We start from the raw sequence: 21,535 nt of genomic DNA, 5'->3' as shown, positions 1-21,535 counted from the left end.
CCCAAGTGCCGGGGCAGCGCCGACAAGGCAGAAAGGCGGAGATGGACCTCCAGCAGACCGCGGACCCGCGACAGGCGCCGGACCAGGCCCCGCAACCAGCACCGCACCAGCCCGCGGGCCTGCCCCGCTCCGCAGCCGGACACCGACCAGCCGACCGCCGACCAGCCGACCCCCAACACGCCGACCCCGTACCCTTCTTCACCCAGGCCGCCTCCTTCACCTCCCTCTGGCCGCGCATCGAGCAGCACCTCGGCGAAGTGCTCGCCGACGGCAAGTTCTCCCACGGCGCCAAGGTCGGAGAGCTGGAGCGCGCCCTCGCCGAGTACACCGGCGCCCGGCACGTCATCGGCGTCAACAGCGGTACGGACGCGCTGGTCCTGCTGCTGCGTGCGGCCGGACTGCGGCCCGGGGACGAGGTCGTCGTCCCCGCGTTCAGCTTCGTCGCCACCGCCTCGTCGGTGGTATTGGCCGGCGGGCGGCCGGTGTTCGCGGACATCGACCCGGTGACGTACGCCCTGTGCCCGGAGTCGGTGGAGCGGGTGCTCACCCCGCGCTGCCGCTTCCTGATGCCGGTGCACCTGTTCTGCCAGCTGGCGGACATGACCCGGCTCGGCGAACTGGCCGGGCGGCACGGGCTCACCGTCGTCGAGGACAGCGCGGAGGCGATCGGGATGCGCCTGGGGGGAGTTCACGCCGGGCTGCTCGGCGCCGGCGGGGTGCTGTCGTTCTTCCCGACGAAGACGCTCGGCGCGATCGGCGACGCCGGGGCGGTGCTCACGGACGACGACGGGATCGCGGAGACGGCGGGCGCCCTGCGCCACCACGGCCGGTTCGGGCGCACCCTCGGGGACTTCACCACGATCAACACCGGCAGCACGCTGCCGGGGTGCAACAGCAAGATGGACGACATCCAGGCGGCCGTGCTGCTGGCGAAGCTCACCCGCCTGGACGCGGACATCGCCCGCCGCGCCGAACTGGCCGCGGCGTACGACCGGCGGCTGGCGGGGATGCCGGGAGTGCTGCGGCTGCCGACGGCGGTGGACCGCGGGGCGCGGGCCGAGCCGGTCTTCTACGTCTACGTCGCCGAGTTCGAGCGGCGCGACGAACTCGCCCGCCACCTCGCCGACTTCGGCGTGCAGACCGAGACGTACTACCCGAGCCCCCTGCACCTCCAGCCCTGCTTCGCCGAACTCGGCCACCGCCCGGGCGACTTCCCGGCGGCCGAGGCCGCCTGCACGCGCACCCTGGCGCTGCCCCTCTACCCCGACCTGCCGCCCGACGCCGTGGACCGGGTCTGCGACGTGATCCAGGACTTCTACGCCGGAGCCCGCCCGTGACGACGACCGCCACCACCCAGCCCCAACCCCAACCCCAGCCCGCGCACGGCACGCGCCTCCCCTTCTTCCCTCCGGACCAGTTCGGCGCCGACAGCGCCCACCTGCTGCGCCTGGTGCGGGAGACCGGCACCGGAGCGGCCCAGAAGTTCATCCTCGGCGAGCAGACGGCCCGCTTCGAGCACGTGCTGCGCGAGCGGCTCGGCGCCGCGGACGTGGTCGCCTGCGGCAGCGGCACCAGCGCGCTCACCCTGGTGCTGGCGGCCATGGGGATCGGCGCGGGGGACGAGGTGGTCGTCCCCGCGTTCGGCTGCGCGCCGCTGGCCAGTTCGGCCGTGGCGCTCGGCGCGGCGCCGGTCTTCGCGGACATCGACCCCTGGACGATGGTGGTGGACCCCGACGACGTGGAGCGCCGGATCACCCCGCGCACCAAAGCCCTGATGCCCGCGCACATGTTCTCGGTGATGGCCGACATGCCGCGGTTCGCCGCGCTCGCCCGGGACCGCGGGCTGCGGCTGGTGGAGGACTCGGCCGTCGCCCAGGGCGGTGTGCTGCGCGGGGTGCCGGCCGGGCTGTCGGGCGAGGCGGGCGTCTACTCCTTCGTGCAGGTGAAGACCTTCGGCACGGCCGGCGAGGGCGGGGCGGTGGTCACCCGTGACCCTGAACTCGGCCGCACGGTGAGGATGTTGCGCAACCACGGGCAGGACGGCGTGCACCGCTTCGTGCACCACCGGATCGGCTGGAACAGCCGCTTCGACGAGGTCCTGGCGGCCTTCCAGTTGCACCGGCTGCCGGGGCTGGCCGACCGCCTCGAACGCCGCGCGCGCATCGCCGCCCGCTACACCGAGCGCTTCGCCGACCTCGCCGTGCGCGGTGTGCTCGCCCCGCCGCCCGGCCGCGACGGACGCTGCTTCTACGTCTACACGCTCCAGGCCGACCGGCGCGACGCGCTGCGGGCGCACCTGGCCGAGCGCGGCATCGGCAGCCACGTCTACTACCCGCTGCCGCTGCCCCACCAGCCGGCCTTCTCCCGGTACGCGGCGCCCGGCGACTCCTGGCCGGCCGCCGTACGGGCCGGGGAGCGCATTCTGTCCCTGCCGATCTACCCCCAACTCACCGACGACCAGGTGGAGTACATCGCCGACGCGGTACGGGAGTTCGCCGTCGGCACCTGAGCGTCCGCCCCCGCACCGGCCCCCACCGCCCGCATCAGAACCGCGCCGCCCGACCGACCCGACCGTACCGCCCGACCCGTCCCCCCCGCTCAGAGCCGCACCACCGCCGCTCAGAGCCGTACGACGCCCTCTCCGCTCGCCCGGCCGGTCGTGTCGAACAGCAGCCGCGCCCCCTTCGCCAACGCCCCGACGTCGTAAGCGGAGTGCGCCTGGAGCAGCACGACCAGGTCGGCGTCGGCCGCGGCGGCGTACGGGTCGGCCTGGCGCCGCAGCCGTACGCCGTGCAGCGGCAGGTCCGCCACGTGCGGGTCGTGCCAGCCGACCTCGGCGCCCAAGTCCGCCAGCCCGCGCGCCACGTGGAGGGCGGGCGACTCGCGTACGTCCTCGGTGTCGGGCTTGTACGACACGCCCAGCAGCGTGATCCTGGCGCCGGGCAGCGCCACCCCCTGCTCCGCCAGCAGGCGCGCCGCGCGCCCCACCACGTGGTCCGGCATGACGCGGTTGGTGTGCAGCGCGGCGCGGACGAGCGGGAAGGCGTCGTCGGGCGCGCCGTGCAGGAGGTAGACCGGGTCGACCGGGATGCAGTGCCCGCCCACGCCCGGACCGGGCCGGAAGGACTGGAAGCCGAACGGTTTCGTCCCGGCGCAGGCGACGACGTCCCAGATGTCCGCGCCGACCTGGTGGCAGTACCGGGCGAACTCGTTGACCAGGGCGATGTTGACGCTGCGGTAGGTGTTCTCCAGCAGCTTGGCCAACTCCGCCTCGCGGGTGCCGCGCGCGACCACCACGTGGTCCACGAACTGCTCGTACAGCGCCGCGCATTGCTTCGCGCACACCCGCGTGAGCCCTGAGACCACCTTGGGCGTGTTGGCGATGCCGTAGAGCGTGTTGCCCGGGTCGACCCGCTCGGGGGAGTAGGCGAGGTGGAAGTCCACCCCGGCGGCCAGCCCCGAGGTCTCCAGCAGCGGCGCGGCCAACTCCTCGGTGGTGCCCGGGAAGGAGGTCGACTCGACGACGACCAGCATGCCGGCGCGCAGGTGCCCGGCGACGGTGCGGCACGCGGCGCGCAGCGGGCCGAGGTCGGGCCGGCCGTCCGCGGCGAGCCCGGTGGGCACGCAGATCGCCACGGCCTTTGCCCGCGCGACCAGTTCGGGGTCGGTGCCGGCGGTGAATCCGGCGTCGAGCATCCCGGCCACGTCCGCGTCGCTGACGTCCCGCACGGTGGAGCGGCCGGCGCGCAGTGCGGCGACGGTGGAGGGCTCGATGTCGAGGCCGGCCACGGCGAGCCCGGCGCCGGTCGCGGCGCGGGCCAGCGGCAGCCCCACGTAGCCCAGGCCGACCACCAGCAGATCGAAAGACATCAGACCGAAACTCCCCTGGGGCGGCACGTGTTGCGAAAGGCGGCCCGGAACGCCCGGGGCCGCAGAAGCGATCCTGCCCATTGGCCCGGACCGCCCGCGGACGGCGCGGCACCGCGGCGCTCAAGCGAGTGATTTCTTCACTCCAATGGCGCGTGCCCCGTGTCCGGCACCGCGTGCCGGGGTTGGGTTCGCGGCACCGCCGGCAGCCCCAAGAACCCTGGTCCGAGCGGTGGTTCGGCAGCCCGAGCCGCCCTGCGACACCGTCGGGTGATGACCGGAATGGGGTTGATGCGAAGTATGTGGGGACATGGTGTACTTCGGTCCGAACCCGGGCAGTGGGCCCGGGCCGTCCGAGGAGAATCCATGACCCGTTTTGTCACGGCGAAGCGTGCGGCCGTCGCCGCCACCGCGACCGGCGCCGCGGCGATCGCTCTCGTGGCCGGCACCACCGGTTCCGCCACCGCCGCGCACCAGGAGGCCACCGCCCCGCCGTCGCTGACGCTCAACTTCAGCGCGAACAACGACGAGGCCAACGCCGCCAACGCCCTGGGCGCCGGCTTCGGCGGCAGCGCCACGGTCACGGACTCCGCCGGGAAGGCGGTCGGCACCGCCTACGACATGTGCGACAAGGACGGCATCAGCGCCAAGCAGGTCACGGCCTTCTGCCACGCCGACGTCGTCTTCGACAACGGCGACCAGGTCGCGCTGTCGGTGGTCTTCCCGATCCAGGACCCGGTCACCGCGACCTACCCGCAGTCCTTCGACGGCGTCGTCACCGGCGGCACCGGCGCCTACAAGGGCCTGACCGGCGCGGCCCACTTCACCAACACCGCGCTCGCGGTCTACACGGTGAGCTGGGACGTCTGACGGACCCGCACCACCATCCGGTGGGCCACCGCCCCCGGCGGCGGCCCACCGCCCCCACCGCGCCGTACCGGAGAACCCATGCCTGCCGCGACCCGCAGCACCACCGCCACCGTCGAGGAGACGGCGGCGGCCACCGCCCCCGAAGGCGGCTACGCCTTCGACAACGACAGCCCCCACGCGACCGAGCAGCACCGCTGCCTGGCCGCCGCACACGACCGGATCACCACCGACGCGCTCGCGCGGACCGGGGTCGGCCCGGGCTGGGACTGCCTGGAAGCCGGCGCGGGCGGCGGCAGCGTGGCCCGGTGGCTGGCGCGGCGCACCGCACCGGGCGGCAGCGTGCTCGCCACGGACGTCAAGCCGGCGCACATCCCCGCCCAGGCGGGCCTCGAGGTGCGGCGCCACGACATCGTGCGCGACCCGCTGCCCGACGGCGGGTTCGACCTCGTGCACTCCCGGCTGGTCCTCACCCACCTGCCGGAACGCCGGGCCGTACTGCGCCGCCTGCTGCGCGCGCTGCGCCCCGGCGGCCACCTCCAACTGGAGGAGTTCGACATCGACTACGCGCCGGTGCTGCTCGCCCCCGACGAGCGCACCCGCGCCGGCTACGAGGCGTTCCGCGCCGCCAAGGGCCGCGCGCTGCGGGCAGCCGGCGCCGACCCGTCATGGGGGCGGACCTGCGCGGAGGACCTGCGCGCGGCCGGGTTCACCGCCATCGACCCGGTACCCCACCTCGTGCCCTGGCGCGCGGACTCGCCCGGGCTCCAACTCCAGCTCCACCACACCTACCACCTCCGCGCGCAGCTGCTGGAGCACGGGCTGACGGAGGAGGAGCTGCTCGCGGCGCGCGACGCGATGCGGCATCCCGGCTTCCGGGCCGCGTCCTGCGTGCTGTACTGCGTGCAGGCGAGGCGGCCGGAGTGACCACGGGAGTGACGGTCGGGGCGCCGCCCGGACCCGCGGAGACGGCCGCGGCCGCCACGCGCGGCACTGTTGCGCCCGCTCCCGGCACGCCAACACCGCCCGCCCGTACGGCTGGTGGACGGCAGGAGCCGCCGGTCACGGCGCTGCGGCTCGCGGCGTCCCATCTGCGGGCGGCCGGCTGCCATGTCGAACCGGGGCCGCCCGGCAGCGGTACGGCGTTCACCGCCCGGGCCGGCGGGGCGCGGGCGAGCTGCGTGCTGAGCTGGGCGGGACCGGTGGACCTGCCGCTGGCCGGCGAGGCCGACGTACAGGCCGCCTGCGGCCTGGCGCACGTCCACGGCCGCCGCTACGGCCGCCCCACCGCCCTCGGCGTCGCCTACGCGAGCTGCGTCGCCGGCCTGCTCGCCGCCACCGGAACACTGGCCGCCCTGGCCGCCGCAGCAGGCCGCGGCGGCAGCACACACCTGATCCGCAAGGGCACGGGTGCGCGCGCGGCGGTCACGGTCCATACGTCGGTCGCCGAGGCGGCGCTGCTGTCCGTCGGCCAGTACCTCGCCGCCGCGACCGCCGGGGACGACGGCTGGACCGAGCCCGCCGGGCCGGGCGGACCGCCGTTCCAGGCCGCCGACGGCAGCCGCTTCGAGCTGGAGACCCTGGACCCGGGGGCGTGGCTGCGCTTCTGGACCGCGCTCGGCGTGGACCGCGCCGCCGCCGGGCACGGCTGGCACGCGTTCGGGCAGCGCTACGCCACCGCCGTGTGCCCGCTCCCACCCGCGCTGCTCGCGGCGACCGCCCGCCACGCGATGCCGTACCTGCGGCGCGTGGCCCGCGGGACGGGCGTGGACGTCACCGCCGTGGCCGTCGCGCCACGGCCCGCGCAGGCCGCCGACGAGCAGCCGTGGCAGCTGCGCACCCTCGGGGAAGTCGGCCCGGCACCCGCGGAGTTGGGGCGCGGCGGGGCCGGACCGCTGGACGGGGTGAGCGTGGTCGAGGTGTGCCGCCGGGTCCAGGGCCCCCTGGCCGGCCACCTGCTGCGGCTGCTGGGCGCGCGCGTCGTCCGCGTCGAACCGCCGGGCGGCGACCCGATGCGCGGCATGCCGCCGCTCGCGGGCGACTGCTCGGCCCGCTTCGCCGCACTCAACCACGGCAAGGACGTCCTGGAGGCCGACCTCGGTACGGCGGCCGGGCGCGCCGCGGTACGCGAACGCGTGGCGGCGGCCGACGTGTTCCTGCACAGCCTCGCCCCCGGGAAGGACCTGCGGGCGGGCCTCGACGCCCGGTCGCTGATCGCGCTGCGGCCCGGTTTGGTGCACGCCGCCGCGTCCGGCTGGGGCGGCGAACGCGGCCGGCGCCCGCCGACCGGCACCGACTTCCCGGTCCAGGCGTGGTCCGGGCTCGCCGCCCTCGTCACCCCGCCCGGTCTGCCCCCGGCGCCCTCCCTGCTCACCCTCACCGACGTCCTGGGCGGCGTCGCCTGCGCGGAAGGCGCCGTCGCCGGGCTGCTCGCGGCCCGCCTGACCGGACGCGGGCGGGCCGTCACCACCTCACTGCTCTCGGCCGCCCGCCTGCTGTGCCGCCCGGAGTTCCGCACCGCCCCCGAGGAGGCAACCGTGCCCGCCTGCACCGACCTGGCCGCCCTCGCCGCCGACCCGCGCTTCGCGCCCGTCCTCGACCACGGCCCGTGCGTACGGCCGCGCGGCCCCTGGGAGTTCGCCCGATGACGGCCCGCACGGCGACACCGCCGCAGACCGGCCACCGCAGCTGGACGTCCCGCGCCGGGCTGGTCCTGCGCGACGCGGTGCCCGCGCGGACACGGCGGGAGTGGGTGGCGCGCGGCGACTGCCCGGACCGCGGTGTGTACGAGGCGTTCGCCGCGCAGGTACGGGCGCACGGCGGCCGGACGGCCGTACGGACCCCGGACACAGTGCTCGACTACCGCGAACTCGACGCGCGGGCACGGCAGATGGCGTCCGGGCTGCGGGCGCTGGGCACGGGGCCCGGCGACGTGGTGGGCATCCGGCTGGCGAGCGGCTGGCCCGCGCTGGCCGCCGACCTCGCCGTGGCGGCCGTCGGCGCGGTGGCGCTGCCCTGGCCGGCCGGGCAGGGCAGCCGGGAGAGCCACGCCCTGCTGGCCGGGTCGCGGGCCCGGCTGCTGATCGCCGACACGCCGGCGGACCTGCGGCACGGCCCGCTGCCGTACCTCGAACACCAGGTCAGCGTCGAGGAGTTGCTGCGCGAAGGGGGAGACGCCGACGGGTTCGTGCCGGCCGCGGTCGAGCCGGAGGACCCGGCGCGCATCCTGGTCTCCTCGGGCTCCGAAGCGGCCCCGAAGATGGCCGCCTACAGCCACAACGCACTGCTCGGCGGCCGCGGCACCTATGTGGACGCGGTCCTGCGCGACCCCGACCCCGGACCCGGCCCCGAATCCGGACCAGCCCCCGGCCCCCGCCCCGCGCCCGAAGACGACGGCACCCCTGCCCGCGGCGTCCCGGCCGCCCTCGTCCTCGCCCCGCTCGCCTCCTCCTACGGCTCCCTCGCCCTGGTCGCCCTCGCGCGCTGCGGCGCGACCCTCCACCTCCTGGACCGCTTCGACCCCGGCGCCGCCCTCCGCGCCGTCACCGAATGGCGCCCGACCCACCTGCTCGCGGTGCCCACGATGCTGGGCCGGATCGCGAGCCACCTGCCCGTGCCGGGGGAGGACCTGAGCTCGCTGCGGGCCGTCGTCTCCAGCGGCGCCCAGCTCACCTCCGCGGTGCTCGCCGCCGCGCTGGCCCGGCTCGGCCGCCCGGTCACCAATGTCTACGGCTCCAGCGACGGCGTGAACTGCCGCGCCACATGGACCGGCGCGGACCACGACGTGCGCCGCGTGGGCCGCCCCGACCCGCGCGTCACCGAACTGCGCGTCTGCGGCAGCGACGACACGCCGCTGCCGTACGGGCACCGCGGCGAGATCCAGGCCCGCGGCCCGATGAGCCCGCTGTGCTACGTCGGCGCGCCCGACCTGGACCGCCGCTACCGCACCGCGGACGGCTGGGTGCGCAGCGGCGACCTCGGCGTGATCGACCCGGACGGCACGCTGCGGGTCCTGGACCGGCTCCGGCAGACGGTGATCCGCGGCGGGTGGACCGTCAGCCCCGCCGAGGTGGAGGAGCAACTGCACGCGCACCCGTACGTCGCCGAGGCCGCGTGCGTGGCCGTGCCCGACCCGGACCTGGGCGAACGCCTGTGCGCGTGCCTGGTGCAGCGCCCGGGCACGGTGCCGCTCGACACGGCCGCGCTGGCCGCCTACCTGACCGTTGAGCGCGGCCTCGCCCGGCGCAAGGCGCCCGAACTCGTGCTGCACCTGGAGCAGTTGCCACTCGGCGCCACCGGAAAGGTCTGCCGCCGCACCCTGACGGCCGCGGCGCAGGCGGCGGTTGCCGCGCGCGCCGCCCTCGCCGAGCCGCCCGCCCGCGGCGGACCGGCCGCCGTACGCCCGTACCCGGCAGGCGCGTAGCGGCGCCCGAAAGCACTCGGCACCACCCGGCAGTACCCAGCAGCACTCAGCAGCACCGAAGTCGTACCGCACCGCAGGAGGACCACCCCGCTCATGGAACGCGCGCCCGTACTCGACACCGCGGCCCAGCCGACGGACCGAGCCGTCCCCCAACAGGCCGTCCCCCAACAGGCCGTCCCGGAAAGAGCCGTGCCGGCCGCCGCCGAAGCGTCGCCGATCACCCCCGGCAGCTGGCGCGCCTACGCCAAGCTGGCCAAGCTCGACATCCTCGACTACTACCTGAGCATCCCGCTGGCCGCCGCGATGTTCGTCCCGTACGGGACCGCGGCCTCCGCCGGGTCCGCCGGCCGGCTCGCGCTGGTGCTGCTCCTGTTCTTCCTGGGCGAACTCACCATGGTGGCCGGGATGGTGGCCTTCGACGACGTGACCGGCTACCGCGACGGCAGTGACGCGGCCAACTACGGTCCCGACGCCGCCGCCCGCCGCCTCGCGCGCAAGCCGCTGGTGGCCGGGACCCTCACCGAACCGCAGGCCCTGCGCTTCGGCACGGCGGCGGTCGCGCTGTGCGCGCTGTTCTGGGGCGGCGCGATCCTCGCCGCGCCCGCGTCGCCGAAGTGGGCGGTGCTCGGCACGGCCGCCTGCGTGGCCTTCGGGTTCCAGTACTCCTGGTGGCTGAAGTTCAGCTACCGCGGCTTCCAGGAGCTGTTCCTCGCTGCGCTCGGCTGGGGCTATGTGCTGCCGCTGTTCGGGCTGCTGACCGGGCGGGCCCCCGGGTTCGTGGTGGTGCAGGCGCTGGTCTTCGGGCTCGGCCCGGTGCTGTTCGGCGTCTACTCCAACATCAACGACCGGGCCGGGGACCGCGCGGTCGGCCGGCTCACCGTGGCCGCCGTCGCCTCCGCACGCGGCAACTCCGCCTTCATCGCGGCGGTTTCGCTGCTGGAGGCGCTGCTGATCGTGGTGCCCTCGTGCACCGGGACCGCACCGTGGTGGTTCGCGGTGCTCATGGCGCCCGTGGTGGCGCTGCGGGCCCGGCAGTGGGTCCAGGGCAACCTGCGCGGCGACGTGCTGGCCGCCCGCACCGGCGGCATCCGGCTGCACCGCCTGGCCACCGCGCTGATGGCCGCGGCCGACCTGCTGCTGGCGGTGACCCGGCGGTGAAACCCCTCGACCCCGGCGTCGTCTTCGACGCCCTCGCCCGGCGCGGCTCACCGACCGTGGTCCACCTCAGCCGCCCGCTCGACCTGGCACCCGAGGCGGGCACCCGGCTGGACATCCCCGGCCTGGCCGACCTCGTCCGCGACACCGCGGCCCGGCTCGCGGCCGCCGGCGCCGGCCGCGGCGACCACGTCGCCGTCGTCAAGCGCAACCACTGGGACTGCGTGCTGCTCGCCTGCGCGGCGGCCCGGATCGGCGCGGTCCCCGCGCTGCTGTCCGACCACCTGGCACCCCTGGTCCTCGACACCCTTTTGGAGCGGCTGCGGCCCGCGGTCCTCGTCACGCAGGACCATGTGCTGCGCGGCGCGGCGGAAGCGGGCGTGGACCTCACCCGACACACGTCGGCCACCGTGACGCTGGACCAGCACGGCGCCGACTCCCGGCGCCCCGCCCCCGATCCCGCCGCCACCCGCCAGGTCCGCGCCTTCCACGACCTGCCCGTACGTCCCGACGCCGCCGTGCCGCAACAGCGCGCCGACGACGGCCCGTTGGCGGTCCTGCACACCTCAGGCACCACCGGCGTGCCCAAGCTGGTGGTCCACTCGACCACCACGCTCATCCGCCGCCTCGCCGGATTCGAGGCGCGCCGCTGGCCGGTGGTCACCGCGCGCCGCGCCGACACCGTCGCGAGCGCCATCTCGTTCGTGCACGGCCGCGCGCTGGCGTGGACGGTCAGCACCCTGTGGCACCGGCCCCGCGCGGTCGTGATCGTCGCCGACTCCGACCCGGACACCGCGAGCCGCACCCTGGGCGCCCACCCGCCGACGATCCTGGAGGCGCTGCCGTCGACCTACGTGCGCTGGCAGCGCCTGGCGACCGGCCCGGACAACCCGTTCCGCGCCGTGCGCATGTACATCTCCACCTTCGACGCCATCCACCCGCCCACCGTGCGGGCCTTCCTCACCGCCACCGGTAGGGCCCGGCCGGTGTGGATGCAGGGCTGGGGGCAGACCGAGACCGGGCCGCTCACCTTCCGCTTCCTCACCCGCCGCGCGCTCGCCCGCCGCGCGGAGCGCCACCCCACCACCCGCAACCTCGGCCGCCCGGTGCCCGGTTGGGTCGGCCTGCGGGTGGTGGACCCGCAGACCCTCCGGCCCCTGCCGCGCGGGCAGGCCGGCCTGGTGCTGACCCGCACCAGGGCCCGCTGCCTCGGCTACCTCGGCGAGGGCGACCGCTGGCGGGAGAAGGCGCACGGCGACTGGTTCAACACCGGCGACCTCGCGGTACGCACGCGGGGCGGCGCGCTGCTGCTGCTCGACCGCGAGGTGGACATGATCCCCGGACTCAGCTGCGTGGAACTGGAGGATGTGCTGCACGACCGGCTGCCCGAGGTCGAGGAGGCCGTCGTGCTCGGCGCCGTGGACCGCGTGCCCCAGATCGTGCTGGTCCTCAACGCCCCCCTGGACGAGGAGCGTTGGCGGCAGGCGGTACGCGACCTGCCCGCGCTCGGCACGCCGCTGGTGATCGAGTGGGACGACGTGCCGCGCACCGCCACCGGCAAGGTCCGCCGCCACGAACTGCGCGACCGCTACCTGGCCGGCGCCGCCGCCCACGGGTCGGGGAGGTGGACATGACCGACCTCGACGTCGCCGTCGTCGGCGCCGGCATCGGCGGCCTCACCACCGCCTACCGCTTCCAGCAGGCGGGCCGCTCCGCGACGGTCTTCGAGGCCGGCCCGCGCGTCGCCGGCCGCATGGCCAGCTCACGCGTGGACGGCTACCTCGTCGACGAGGGCGCGGAGACCATCGCCGCGAACGGCTACCAGGCCACTTGGCGGCTGATCCGCGAACTCGACGTCCCGGCCGAACACGTGGTGCCGGTCCGGGCCGGGTTCGCGCTGTGGCGCGGTGGCCGCGCCCACGCGCACCTCGGCCACCCGGCCGGGCTGCTCACCGGCGCGGGCATGTCGTGGGCCGGCCGGCTGGCCTGGCTGCGCTTCACCGCGCAACTCGTCCGCAAGCGCGCCGAGTTCGACCCCGACCGGCCCGAACTCGCACCGTCGGCGGGCGCGACCGTCGCCGAGTACGCCGCCCGCCACCACCCCGACCTGCACGACTGCCTGCTCCAGCCGCTGTCCGGCCACTGCTTCGGCTGGCGCTCGGAGCGCTCCGCGGCCGCGCCCATGCTCGCCACCCTGCTCTCCGTCGGCGGCGCCGGCGCGAGCTGGACCACCTACACCACCGGCATGGACACCCTCCCGCGCGCGCTGGCCCGGCACGTCCCGGTCCGGCTGAACAGCCCGGCGGCCGCGGTCGAACCCGCCGGTCCGGGCGGGGCCCGCCTCCACCTGGCCGACGGGCAGACCCTCACCGCCCGGCAGATCGTGCTGGCGGTGCCCGCACCCGTCGCCCGGACCCTGTACGCGGACGCGCCGCCGGAGGAACGGGCCTTCCTGGAAGCGTGCACCTTCGCGCCGATGCTCAAGGCCGTCTGCCTGCTGGACCGGCCGCTGCCCAGCCCGACCCGCACCCCCAGCTACGCGCTGTCCGTGCCGGTCGGGGAGAGCCGGATCTGCTCCGGGCTGCTGCTGGACCACCTCAAAGCCGAAGGGCGGGTGCCGCCCGGCCGCGGCATGGTCAGCCTCTTCGGCTCGCCCTGGACCAGCCCCGGCCTGCTGGACGCCGACGACCACGAGATCACCCGCACCCTGCTCACCGAGGCCGAGCGCTTCCTGCCCGGCCTCGGCGCCGCCACCGTCCGCACCCTGGTGCACCGCTTCCGCCACGGCCTGCCCGAGGCGACGCCCGCCGCGCTGCGGCTGCGCGCCGGCTTCGCCGCCCGGCCGCCCGGCCCGATCGACTACGCCGGGGACTGGACGCTGCTGCGCCCCAACAGCGAGGGCGCGGTCCGCTCGGCGGAACAGGCCGTGCACCGCGCCGCCGCGCGCACGGCCGCCCCCCTCGTCCGGACTCCGCGGTGACCGGGCACCACCCGGCCCACCCGGCCGGTCCGGATCGGCAAGCCCCACCCGTCAGTGACATCCCACCCACCGGAGGAACCCCCATGCGTCTGATCACCACCGCGGCCGCACTCGCCGCCGCCGCCGTCGTCGGCCTCGCGTCCGCGCCCGCCCAGGCGGCGAGCGGCCAGGTCGTCGTCTTCTCCACCGAGGTCCAGCCGCTCGACACCTACCAGGACCCGAGCGGCTGCCAGCAACTGCCGCCGCTGGCCCACGTGCTGGACAACCTCACCGACGCGCCCATCAAGGTCTACGCCGACCCCTTCTGCACCATCCCCGCCACCCTCCCCAGCTCCGGCATCGGCGTCCTCGCCCCCGGCTACGGCACCCACGTCTCCGGTGTCGGCAGCTTCTCCGCCTGACGAGCCCGCCCCTCCCGCCGGGCGCCCCTCGTCCGCGTACGACGGCGCGCCCGGCGGCCCGGCCCGGCACGGCACGGTCAGCGGTCAACGGTCAGAAGGGGTGGACCGTAACGGAGAGGCTGCCGCGGGCGACCTCGAGGACATGGCCTTCGGGCAGGACCGACCACCGCGGCGGGTCCTGCGGCCAGCCCTCGGACGCGACGAGGACCTTGTCGTCGTCGACGCGGTAGCTGAGCGCGAAGTAGCCCGGTCCGCGGCGGCCGACCACCTCGGAGTGCGGGTCGTGCGCGGTGTAGGCGTACACCGCCTCGGGGGTGAGCAGCATGCAGTTCAGGCTGGCGAAGCGGGCGGCCCGGCCGCGGATGAGGGCCGCGGTCTCCGCGATCGCCTCGGGCGGCCGCACCCCGTCGTCGATGCGGCGGCGGACCGCCAGGTAGAAGCGCTCGCTGTCGGTGTCGCCCTCCGCCGCGCCCAGCGCGGGCGCGCCGATCACGTCGTCCAGGCAGCCGGGCGGGTGGAAGTCGCCGTTGTGGACGAACGCCATCCGCTCGTCGCCGAACGGGTGGGTGTTCCCGGCCGTGACCGGGAACTGGGGGCTGGCCATCCGCAGGTGCAGCAGGGCGGCGTCGCAGTCGCGGCCGGCCAGCACCGAACGGAACCGGGCGCTCTCGTCGGCGCGGACCGGCTCCTTGACCGATCCGACGGTGCCGTGCCCGGTGGGGAAGGCCGCGCCCCAGCCGTGGCTGTGTTCGCAGGCGAGTGCGAGGAAGGGGGCGAGGTCCGCGGCGAACAGGTCGCCGAGCGGCTGGGGCCGGCGGGCGACGACGCCCATCAGTCGACACATCTGCGGGTCCAACTCTCTTCGGGGAGGGCGTCGCCGGCCGGCCGTCCGGGCACGGCGAAGCCCGGCCGCGGGCAGCGCGGAACGAGGACGGGGTGCGGATCGGAAAGCGGCGCGGGTCGGATCGGATCGGCGGGGCCGATCGGAAGGCGGTGCGGGCCAAACCGGCGGGGCGGCGCCGCAGGAGCGGGCCGGGCGGTGCACGAGGGGAGGGCCGTGTCCGCCCGGCCGCTGCCCGGCCGGGCTCCGGTGCAAAGACGGGGAACCGCACCACCCGGCCGGGGACTTGGGGTCAGCCCGCCGTACCGGCAGGTGCTGAACCGGCAGGGGCTGAACCGCGCCCGGCGGCGGGCCGTCGCCGCCGCCTGCGCCGCCGGGCGGGGCCCAGCCGCCGTTCCCACTGCCCGGCCGCGGTGGCGAGCAGCGAGTTCACGACGACGTACATCGCCGCGACCACCAGGTAGCTCTGGACGATGGTGTGGTCGTACTCGCCCAGGACCTTCGCGGAGTTGAGCAGTTCGAGGAAGCTGACGACGTAGCCCAGCGTGCTGTCCTTCAGCAGGCGGACCAGCTGGCCGATCAGCGAGGGCGCGGTGGCGCGGACGGCCTGGGGCAGCACCACCAGCCGCATCGCCGGCCAGTAGCCGAGCCCGAGCGCGTGGGCGGCCTCGGTCTGGCCGCGCGGCAGCGCCCGGACCCCGGCCCGGAAGATCTCGGCGAACACCGCGGCGTTGGTGATCACGATCGGCCACACCAGCTGCCAGAACAGCGGCAGGCGCACCCCGGCGCTGGGCAGGCCGAACAGGAAGGCGTAGATCAGCAGGAGCAGCGGCACCGCCCGCATCGTCTCGACGTAGAGCCCGGCCAGCCACTTCACGGGCCGGTTGCGGGCCAGCCGGCCCAGCGCGAGCAGGGCGCCGCAAGGCACCGCGATCGCCGCGCTGACCAGGGTGACCCTGACGGTCGCCCACAGCCCCTTGAGCAGGTAGCGGATCACGGCCTGCTGGGTGAAGAGGTTCCACTTCGCCGCGTCGAGCTGGCCGTGCCGGGCGAACTGCCGTACCGCCAGCCAGACCAGCGCGGCACACACCAGCAGCGACAGGGCGGTGGCGACGGCGATCCGGACCCGGCCGCGCGGGCCGGGCGGGTCGAAGAGGACGCCGTCGTCCGCGTCGCTCCATGCCGCCAGCCGCTCGCGCAGCGACAGCCGGGGCCCGGCAGCCGGGTCCGGCCCGGGAGAGGCGGGCCCGGGGGAGGCGGGCCCGGGGGAGGCGGATGCGCTCTGCTTCATCGCACCACCATCAGCTTCCGCTCGGTGAGGGCCGCCAGCCGTCCGATCAGCAGGGTGATCGCCACGTAGCACAGCGCGGCGGCGCCGAAGGTCACCAGCGGCTGCGCGTACTGCTGGTCGAGGAGTTCGGTCTGCCCGGTCAGCTCCTGGGTGACCCCGACGGCCGAGGCCAGCGAGGAGTTGAGGGTCACCGCGATGAGCAGCGACGCGAGCGGCTGGACCATCGACCGGAAGGACTGCGGCAGCACGACCAGCCGCAGCACCTGGAAGAAGGACAGGCCCAGCGCCCGTCCCGCCTCGATCTGGCCGGCCGGCACCGACCGCACACCCGACCTGACCGCCTCGCAGAAGAACGCGGCCCAGTACAGGCTCATCGCCGTGACCGCGGTCCAGAACAGCGAGTAGACCATGCCGATCTCGGGCAGCCCGAACACGAACAGCGTCAGCAGCACCAGTAGCGGCACGCTGCGCAGGACCGCGACATAGGCCCGGCCCAGCAGGCGCAGCGGGAGCACCGGGCTGATCCGGCAGCAGGCCAGCAGCAGCCCGAGCACCCCCGCGAACAGGAAGGTGCTGCCGCTCAGTTCGAGGGAGACCAGCAGACCGCGGCCGAAGACGCCCAGGTGGGATGTGATGACGTCCATGGCGTCAGCTGACTGTCGGCGGGGTCGGGGCGTCGCCGGGGACCTGGGTGCCGACGGTGGCCTTCCAGACCTTCGCCCAGGTGCCGTCGGCCTCGACCTTCTTCAGCCAGTTGTTGACGAAGACCTTGAAGTCCGGCTGGTCGAGGGGGAGTCCGATGCCGTAGGGCTCCTGGCTGAAGGTGCTGGAGGACACCTTGACATCGGAGTTGGTCGACGCGTTGCCGGCCAGGATGCCCTGGTCCAGGACGTAGGCGTCGGCCCGGCCCTGCTGGAGGGCCTGGAGGCACTCGGTGTTGGTGTCGAAGAGCTGCACCTTGGCGGTGGGCGCGGCCTTCTTGACCGCTGCGGCGGCGGTGGAGCCGGACTCGGTGACCACCGTTTTGCCCGCGAGGTCGGCGGCCGACTCGATGCCGGAGGTGGACTTCTTCACCTCGATGGCCAGGCCGTCCTGGTAGTAGGGCCCGGCGAAGGCGACGGACTTCTCCCGCTCGGGCGTGATGGTGTAGGTGGCGAAGACCGTGTCCACCTGGTGGCTCCTCAGCAGTGCCTCGCGGGTGGCGGAGGTGACGTTCACCAGTTTCGTGGACGGCTTGCCGATGATGTACTTCGCCAGCAGTTCGGACATGGCCGCGTCGAAGCCGTCCACCTTGCCGGTGGTGGGGTCGAGCAGGGAGAAGAGCGCCGCGGTCTGGGTGCCGCCGACGACCAGGGTGCCCTTGGCCTTGATCTTCGCCGCGGTGGAGCCGCTGGGCAGCAGTGACGCGTCGGCGGGCTGCTCGGCGGCGATCAGGGCGTCGACCGTCTTGCTCGCCGAGGCGGCGGCCGAGCCGCTCTTCGCGCCGGGCGCGCCGGGCACCGCCGAGGAGCTGCCGGAGCTGCTGGAGCAGCCGCTCACGACGAGCGCGGTCGCGGCGATCAGGCCGGTGGCGAGGCCGCTGCCCGTGCGGGCGCGGCGGAACGCCGTTCGGTGGACATTCATGGCTCTCCTGAAGGACGGAAACCGGAAAAGGACGCCGGTAAAGCCCCGAAAAGGGGCGCGCGGAAAGTCCGTTTCGACGGTTCGGGGGCGGAAGTGTTCGGTGGTCGGAATATTCTGCGGGCGGAGTATTCGGCTGGTGCGGAATGCGGAGCCGGGGCGGCCGGGGGTGACTTGGGGGTGGCTTGTGGACGGCTGGGGGCGGCGGCTATACGTGGTGCAGCACCTTCGCGAGGAAGTCGGCGGCGCGTTCGTGGCGGGGGGAGGTGAAGAACTCGGCGGGCGGCGAGACCTCCAGAATCCGGCCGCCGTCCATGAACACCACGCGGTCGGCGGCCTTGCGGGCGAAGCCCATCTCGTGGGTGACCACGATCATCGTCATGCCCTCGGCGGCCAGCTCGACCAGGACCTCCAGCACCTCCTGGATCATCTCCGGGTCGAGCGCGGACGTCGGCTCGTCGAAGAGCAGCACCTTCGGGTCCATCGCCAGCGCCCGGGCGATCGCGACGCGCTGCTGCTGGCCGCCGGAGAGTTCGGCGGGGTAGGCGTCCGCCTTGTCGGCCAGCCCGACCCGCGCCAGCAGCTGCCGGCCCGCGCGCTCCGCGTCGGCCCGCGCCCGCCTGCGCACCTTGACCGGCGCCAGCACCACGTTCTGCAGCGCCGTCAGGTGGGCGAAGAGGTTGAAGGACTGGAAGACCATCCCCGCGTCCGCGCGCAGCTCCGCCAGCCGCCGCCCCTCGGCCGGCAGCGGCACGCCGTCGATGGCGATGGTGCCCGACGTGATCGTCTCCAGCCGGTTGACGCAGCGGCAGAGCGTCGATTTCCCGGACCCGGAAGGGCCGATCACCACGACGACTTCACCGGCCGCGACATCCAGGTCGATATCGTGCAGTACCTGGGTGCGGCCGAAGTGCTTGTTGACTCCGGCGATCCTCACCAGCGGTTCGGCGGACGCGCTCACGGGGAACTCCTGGGGGCCGGGAAGCGGGCCCGAAACGACGGTTCCGGGGCTCCGCGGGTTCGCGGCCTCTATTGCAGCGGACGCCGGCCGCCGGGTCCAACGAGAGTTTTTTCACCTCTCCATCAATGACGCTTATCCTTTGCGGATGTTGGACGTACGCCAGTTGGAGGTGCTGGCCGAGATCGCGCGCACGGGCTCCTACACCGCCGCCGCCTCCTCCCTCGGCTTCACCCAGCCCGCGGTCAGCTACCAGATGCGGCGGCTGCAACAGTCCGTCGGCACACCGCTGTTCACCCGCGTCGGGCGCGGGCTGCAACTGACGCCGACCGGGGAGAGCCTGGTCCGGCACGCCGACACGATCTTCTCGGTGCTGCGCGCCGCCGACCAGGACATCGCCTCCCTGGTGGCCAGGGGCGGCGGGCTGGTGCGCATGGTCGCCTTCCAGAGCAGCTGTCTGACGCTGCTGCCGCAGGTGATCACCTCGCTGGCGGCCGGCCACCCCGATGTGCGGGTCACCGTCACCCAGGCCGAACCCGTCGAGGCCCGCCGCCTCATCCGTACCGGCGAGGCCGACCTCGGCCTGCTGTGCAACTGGGAGAACGAGGACACCCCCGAGGGCGAATCGGCCATGCTGCGCGTCCCGTTGATGACCGACCGGCGCTGCGTGGTGATGCGCGAGGACCACCCGCTCGCCGACCGCCCGGCGATCGGCCTGGACGAACTGGCCGACCAGCGCTGGGTGATGGAGAGCCACCGGGACCGGTTCGCCGCGGCCTGCACCAGTGCGGGGTTCCAGCCGCAGATCAGCGCGACCGTCGACGACGCGCACGCCATCCAGGCGCTGGTGGCCGCCGGGCTGGGCATCACCCTGATGGGCGAGATGGCGCTGCGCGGCCCGGTCGTCCCGTCGCTCGTCCACCGCCCGCTGCGGGACTGGCCGTTGCGCCGCACGTACGCGCTGCTGTGGCCGGACATGGCGGACGTGGCGGCGGTCGCGACCGTCCTGCGGGCGATCCGCGCGGCCGCCCGGGCGTACTGACACCGCCCGCACGCGACATCCCGGGGGAGCCCGGGGGCGTTCCGGGCGGCGCGGTCAGACGGCGGCGCGGGGCGCGGTGAGCGCCAGCAGCCGCAGCTTGTCGTGGCTCTCGCTGCCGGGCTCGGCGGTGTAGACGAGCAGCCGGTGCGACTGGTCCGGGTCCAGCAGCGTCTGGCAGTTCAGCTCCAGCGTGCCGACCTCGGGGTGGACGAAGCGCTTCACGCGGTGCAGGCGGACCCCGACCTCGTGCCGCTCCCACAGCTCGCGGAACTCCGCGCTGCGCGCCCGGAGCAGCTCGGCGTACCGGTCCGCGCGGGACCCCGGGCCGCGCAGTGCGGCGATCTCGCGCAGCCCGGACGCGAACGCCCGGGAGAGCAGCGCGTGGTCCTCGGGTACGTACATCGCGCGGGTGCCCGGGTCGGTGAACCACCGGAAGCCGAAGCTGCGCTCCGGGCCGGAGTAGCGGGTCGAGTCGCCGGTGAGGGCGACGCCCAGCGGGCTCTGCCGCAGGGTCTCCCCGAGCTCGGTGACGATCTCCGCGGGGGTGTCGTCCAGGCGGTCCAGGACCCGCAGCAGGCCGGGGCCGACGTGCCCGCCCGCCGCGCCGCGGACCGGCGGGGCGTGGCCGGCGAGGCGGAAGAGGTGGTCGCGTTCGGCCGGCGACAGGTGCAGGCCCTGGGCGATCGAGGCGGCCATCTGCTCCGACGGCTGGGGGCCGCACTCCCGCTCCAGCCGGGAGTAGTAGTCGGCCGACATGTGGCAGAGCGCGGCGACCTCCTCGCGGCGCAGCCCGCGGGTCCGGCGGCGCTGCCCGCGCGGCAGGCCCACGTCCTCGGGTTGCAGCAGCTCCCGGCGGCGGCGCAGGAAGGCGGCCAGCCCGCTCCGGTCGATCTCCACGGCTCTCCTCCCACCCGCCGGACCCGCCGACCGGGCCCACCCGGTGGCCCGCGTCCCGCGCGGCTCCCTCCTTTCTAACGCCCCCGGCCGCCCCCATCCACTGATCGCCGATCCCCCCTTCGCGGACCCACCCGGCGGCCCCCGCCCCGCGGAACATCGGATCGGCAGTCCCTGAAAGGCGCCGCCGATCGTTGCCACAGTGGGCAGCAGAGGACGCCACCAGGGAGAGACCACATGCCGCGCAGGACCATCGACATCACCGTTCCCGACCAGACCGGAAAGCTCGCCGTCGTCACCGGCGCCAGCGACGGCATCGGACTGGGCATCGCCACCCGCCTCGCCGCAGCCGGCGCGGAGGTCGTCCTGCCGGTCCGCAACCCGCGCAAGGGCGAGGCGGCGCTCGCCGAGATCCGCCGGCAGCTCCCCGCCGCGCAGGTCTCGCTGCGCACCCTCGACCTGTCCTCGCTCGCCTCCGTCGGCGCGCTCGGCGCGGCCCTGCGCGAGGAGGGCCGGCCCGTCCACCTCCTGGTCAACAACGCCGGCGTCATGACCCCGCCGGAGCGGCAGACCACCGCCGACGGCCACGAGCTGCAGTTCGGCACCAACCACCTGGGCCACTTCGCCCTGACCGCCCACCTGCTGCCCCTGCTGCGCGCCGGGCACGCGCGGGTGACCTCGCAGGTCAGCGTGGCCGCGAACCGCAACTCCGTGAACTGGGACGACCCGGACTGGGAACGGTCCTACGACGGCATGCGCGCCTACAGCCACTCGAAGATCGCCCTCGGCCTCTTCGGGCTCGAACTCCAGCGGCGCAGCGACGCCGGCGGCTGGGGCGTCAGCAGCAACCTCTCCCACCCCGGCGTCGCCCCCACCAGCCTCCTCGCGGCCCGCCCCGAGGTCGGCCGCGCCAAGGACACCCTGGGCGTACGCGTCATCCGCGCCCTGTCCGCGCGCGGCATCGTCGTCGGCACCGTCGAGACCGCCCAGCTCCCCGCGCTGTACGCGGCGACCTCCCCCGACGCGAAGCCCGGCGGCTTCTACGGCCCGGCCGGCCCCGGCCAGCTCGGCGGCCGCCCCGCCGAGCACCCGCCCTACTCCCGGCTGCGCGGCACCGCCGACGCGCAGCGCCTGTGGCAGCTGTCCGAGGACCTCACCGGGGTCCGCTTCGAGGACTGACCGGCCGGGCCGGGCCG

General features: G+C 75.0%; 19 protein-coding genes. 12 read left to right on the top strand and 7 right to left on the bottom strand.

The window, feature by feature from the left end:
* Window positions 1-41: 41 nt before the first annotated feature.
* Together WA788_RS09870 and WA788_RS09865 are read left to right on the top strand one after the other, a co-directional pair.
* Window positions 42-1,337: a DegT/DnrJ/EryC1/StrS family aminotransferase gene (locus WA788_RS09870; RefSeq protein WP_335974446.1), complete on the top strand. Its 1,296-nt coding sequence runs from the start codon at window positions 42-44 to the stop codon at window positions 1,335-1,337.
* Window positions 1,334-2,509: a DegT/DnrJ/EryC1/StrS family aminotransferase gene (locus WA788_RS09865; protein WP_335974442.1), complete on the top strand. Its 1,176-nt coding sequence runs from the start codon at window positions 1,334-1,336 to the stop codon at window positions 2,507-2,509. Before WA788_RS09870 ends, WA788_RS09865 begins: the two co-directional genes overlap by 4 nt.
* A gap of 110 nt (window positions 2,510-2,619) precedes the next feature.
* On the opposite strand, the gene WA788_RS09860 is transcribed toward WA788_RS09865, so the two are convergent.
* Window positions 2,620-3,870: a nucleotide sugar dehydrogenase gene (locus WA788_RS09860; protein WP_335974438.1), complete on the bottom strand. Its 1,251-nt coding sequence runs from the start codon at window positions 3,868-3,870 to the stop codon at window positions 2,620-2,622.
* Window positions 3,871-4,233: 363 nt separating this feature from the next.
* On the opposite strand from WA788_RS09860, the gene WA788_RS09855 reads away from it, so the two are divergent.
* From WA788_RS09855 to WA788_RS09820, 8 genes are all read left to right on the top strand, one after another.
* A complete protein-coding gene (locus WA788_RS09855; RefSeq protein ID WP_335974430.1) occupies window positions 4,234-4,737 on the top strand; it encodes a hypothetical protein in 504 nt (167 codons plus the stop codon).
* A 78-nt stretch (window positions 4,738-4,815) separates the two neighbouring features.
* Window positions 4,816-5,661, top strand: coding sequence for a class I SAM-dependent methyltransferase (locus WA788_RS09850; RefSeq protein ID WP_335974428.1), 846 nt, complete (start codon window positions 4,816-4,818; stop codon window positions 5,659-5,661).
* Entirely contained in the window at window positions 5,658-7,382 is a 1,725-nt protein-coding gene (locus tag WA788_RS09845; RefSeq protein WP_335974424.1) for a CoA transferase, read from the top strand. Before WA788_RS09850 ends, WA788_RS09845 begins: the two co-directional genes overlap by 4 nt.
* Window positions 7,379-9,157: a class I adenylate-forming enzyme family protein gene (locus tag WA788_RS09840; RefSeq protein ID WP_335974419.1), complete on the top strand. Its 1,779-nt coding sequence runs from the start codon at window positions 7,379-7,381 to the stop codon at window positions 9,155-9,157. The genes WA788_RS09845 and WA788_RS09840 overlap by 4 nt, the downstream gene beginning before the upstream one ends.
* Before the next feature lie 93 nt (window positions 9,158-9,250).
* On the top strand, window positions 9,251-10,315 hold the full coding sequence (locus WA788_RS09835; RefSeq protein WP_335974416.1) for a UbiA family prenyltransferase: 1,065 nt from the start codon (window positions 9,251-9,253) through the stop codon (window positions 10,313-10,315).
* On the top strand, window positions 10,312-11,946 hold the full coding sequence (locus WA788_RS09830; protein WP_335974414.1) for a class I adenylate-forming enzyme family protein: 1,635 nt from the start codon (window positions 10,312-10,314) through the stop codon (window positions 11,944-11,946). Before WA788_RS09835 ends, WA788_RS09830 begins: the two co-directional genes overlap by 4 nt.
* The gene (locus WA788_RS09825; protein WP_335974410.1) at window positions 11,943-13,292 is read left to right on the top strand and encodes a protoporphyrinogen/coproporphyrinogen oxidase; all 1,350 of its coding nucleotides are present in this window, start codon (window positions 11,943-11,945) and stop codon (window positions 13,290-13,292) included. Before WA788_RS09830 ends, WA788_RS09825 begins: the two co-directional genes overlap by 4 nt.
* Window positions 13,293-13,375: 83 nt before the next feature.
* Complete coding sequence (locus WA788_RS09820; RefSeq protein WP_335974406.1) at window positions 13,376-13,693, top strand: hypothetical protein; 318 nt, start codon at window positions 13,376-13,378, stop codon at window positions 13,691-13,693.
* Window positions 13,694-13,784: 91 nt separating this feature from the next.
* Here the strand turns inward: WA788_RS09820 and WA788_RS09815 are convergent, their stop codons facing one another.
* From WA788_RS09815 to WA788_RS09795, 5 genes are all read right to left on the bottom strand, one after another.
* The gene (locus WA788_RS09815) at window positions 13,785-14,525 is read right to left on the bottom strand and encodes a class II glutamine amidotransferase (RefSeq protein ID WP_335974403.1); all 741 of its coding nucleotides are present in this window, start codon (window positions 14,523-14,525) and stop codon (window positions 13,785-13,787) included.
* A 301-nt stretch (window positions 14,526-14,826) separates the two neighbouring features.
* Window positions 14,827-15,825 carry an amino acid ABC transporter permease gene (locus WA788_RS09810; protein WP_335974400.1) on the bottom strand — a complete coding sequence of 333 codons (999 nt, stop codon included), beginning with the start codon at window positions 15,823-15,825 and terminating at the stop codon, window positions 14,827-14,829.
* Window positions 15,822-16,469, bottom strand: a complete 648-nt coding sequence (locus WA788_RS09805; RefSeq protein ID WP_335974396.1) for an amino acid ABC transporter permease — start codon at window positions 16,467-16,469, stop codon at window positions 15,822-15,824. The genes WA788_RS09810 and WA788_RS09805 overlap by 4 nt, the downstream gene beginning before the upstream one ends.
* Before the next feature lie 4 nt (window positions 16,470-16,473).
* Window positions 16,474-17,448 (bottom strand): glutamate ABC transporter substrate-binding protein, encoded by a 975-nt coding sequence (locus tag WA788_RS09800; protein WP_335974392.1) that lies wholly within the window; start codon window positions 17,446-17,448, stop codon window positions 16,474-16,476.
* A 205-nt stretch (window positions 17,449-17,653) separates the two neighbouring features.
* Window positions 17,654-18,406 (bottom strand): amino acid ABC transporter ATP-binding protein, encoded by a 753-nt coding sequence (locus WA788_RS09795; RefSeq protein WP_335974389.1) that lies wholly within the window; start codon window positions 18,404-18,406, stop codon window positions 17,654-17,656.
* 145 nt (window positions 18,407-18,551) lie between these two features.
* Between WA788_RS09795 and WA788_RS09790 the strand changes: the two genes are divergently transcribed.
* The gene (locus WA788_RS09790; RefSeq protein WP_335974385.1) at window positions 18,552-19,445 is read left to right on the top strand and encodes a LysR family transcriptional regulator; all 894 of its coding nucleotides are present in this window, start codon (window positions 18,552-18,554) and stop codon (window positions 19,443-19,445) included.
* Between the two features lie 54 nt (window positions 19,446-19,499).
* Here WA788_RS09790 and WA788_RS09785 read toward each other — a convergent pair whose 3' ends face one another.
* Window positions 19,500-20,342: a helix-turn-helix transcriptional regulator gene (locus WA788_RS09785; protein ID WP_335974381.1), complete on the bottom strand. Its 843-nt coding sequence runs from the start codon at window positions 20,340-20,342 to the stop codon at window positions 19,500-19,502.
* 234 nt (window positions 20,343-20,576) lie between these two features.
* Here WA788_RS09785 and WA788_RS09780 point away from each other — a divergent pair, with 234 nt between their 5' ends.
* Window positions 20,577-21,518, top strand: a complete 942-nt coding sequence (locus WA788_RS09780) for an SDR family oxidoreductase (RefSeq protein ID WP_335974376.1) — start codon at window positions 20,577-20,579, stop codon at window positions 21,516-21,518.
* The last annotated feature ends 17 nt before the right edge of the window (window positions 21,519-21,535 follow it).

Source organism: Streptomyces sp. CA2R106 (assembly GCF_037034245.1).
Taxonomy (GTDB): Bacteria; Actinomycetota; Actinomycetes; order Streptomycetales; family Streptomycetaceae; genus Actinacidiphila.
This window is presented reverse-complemented; position numbering and strand designations above follow the sequence as displayed.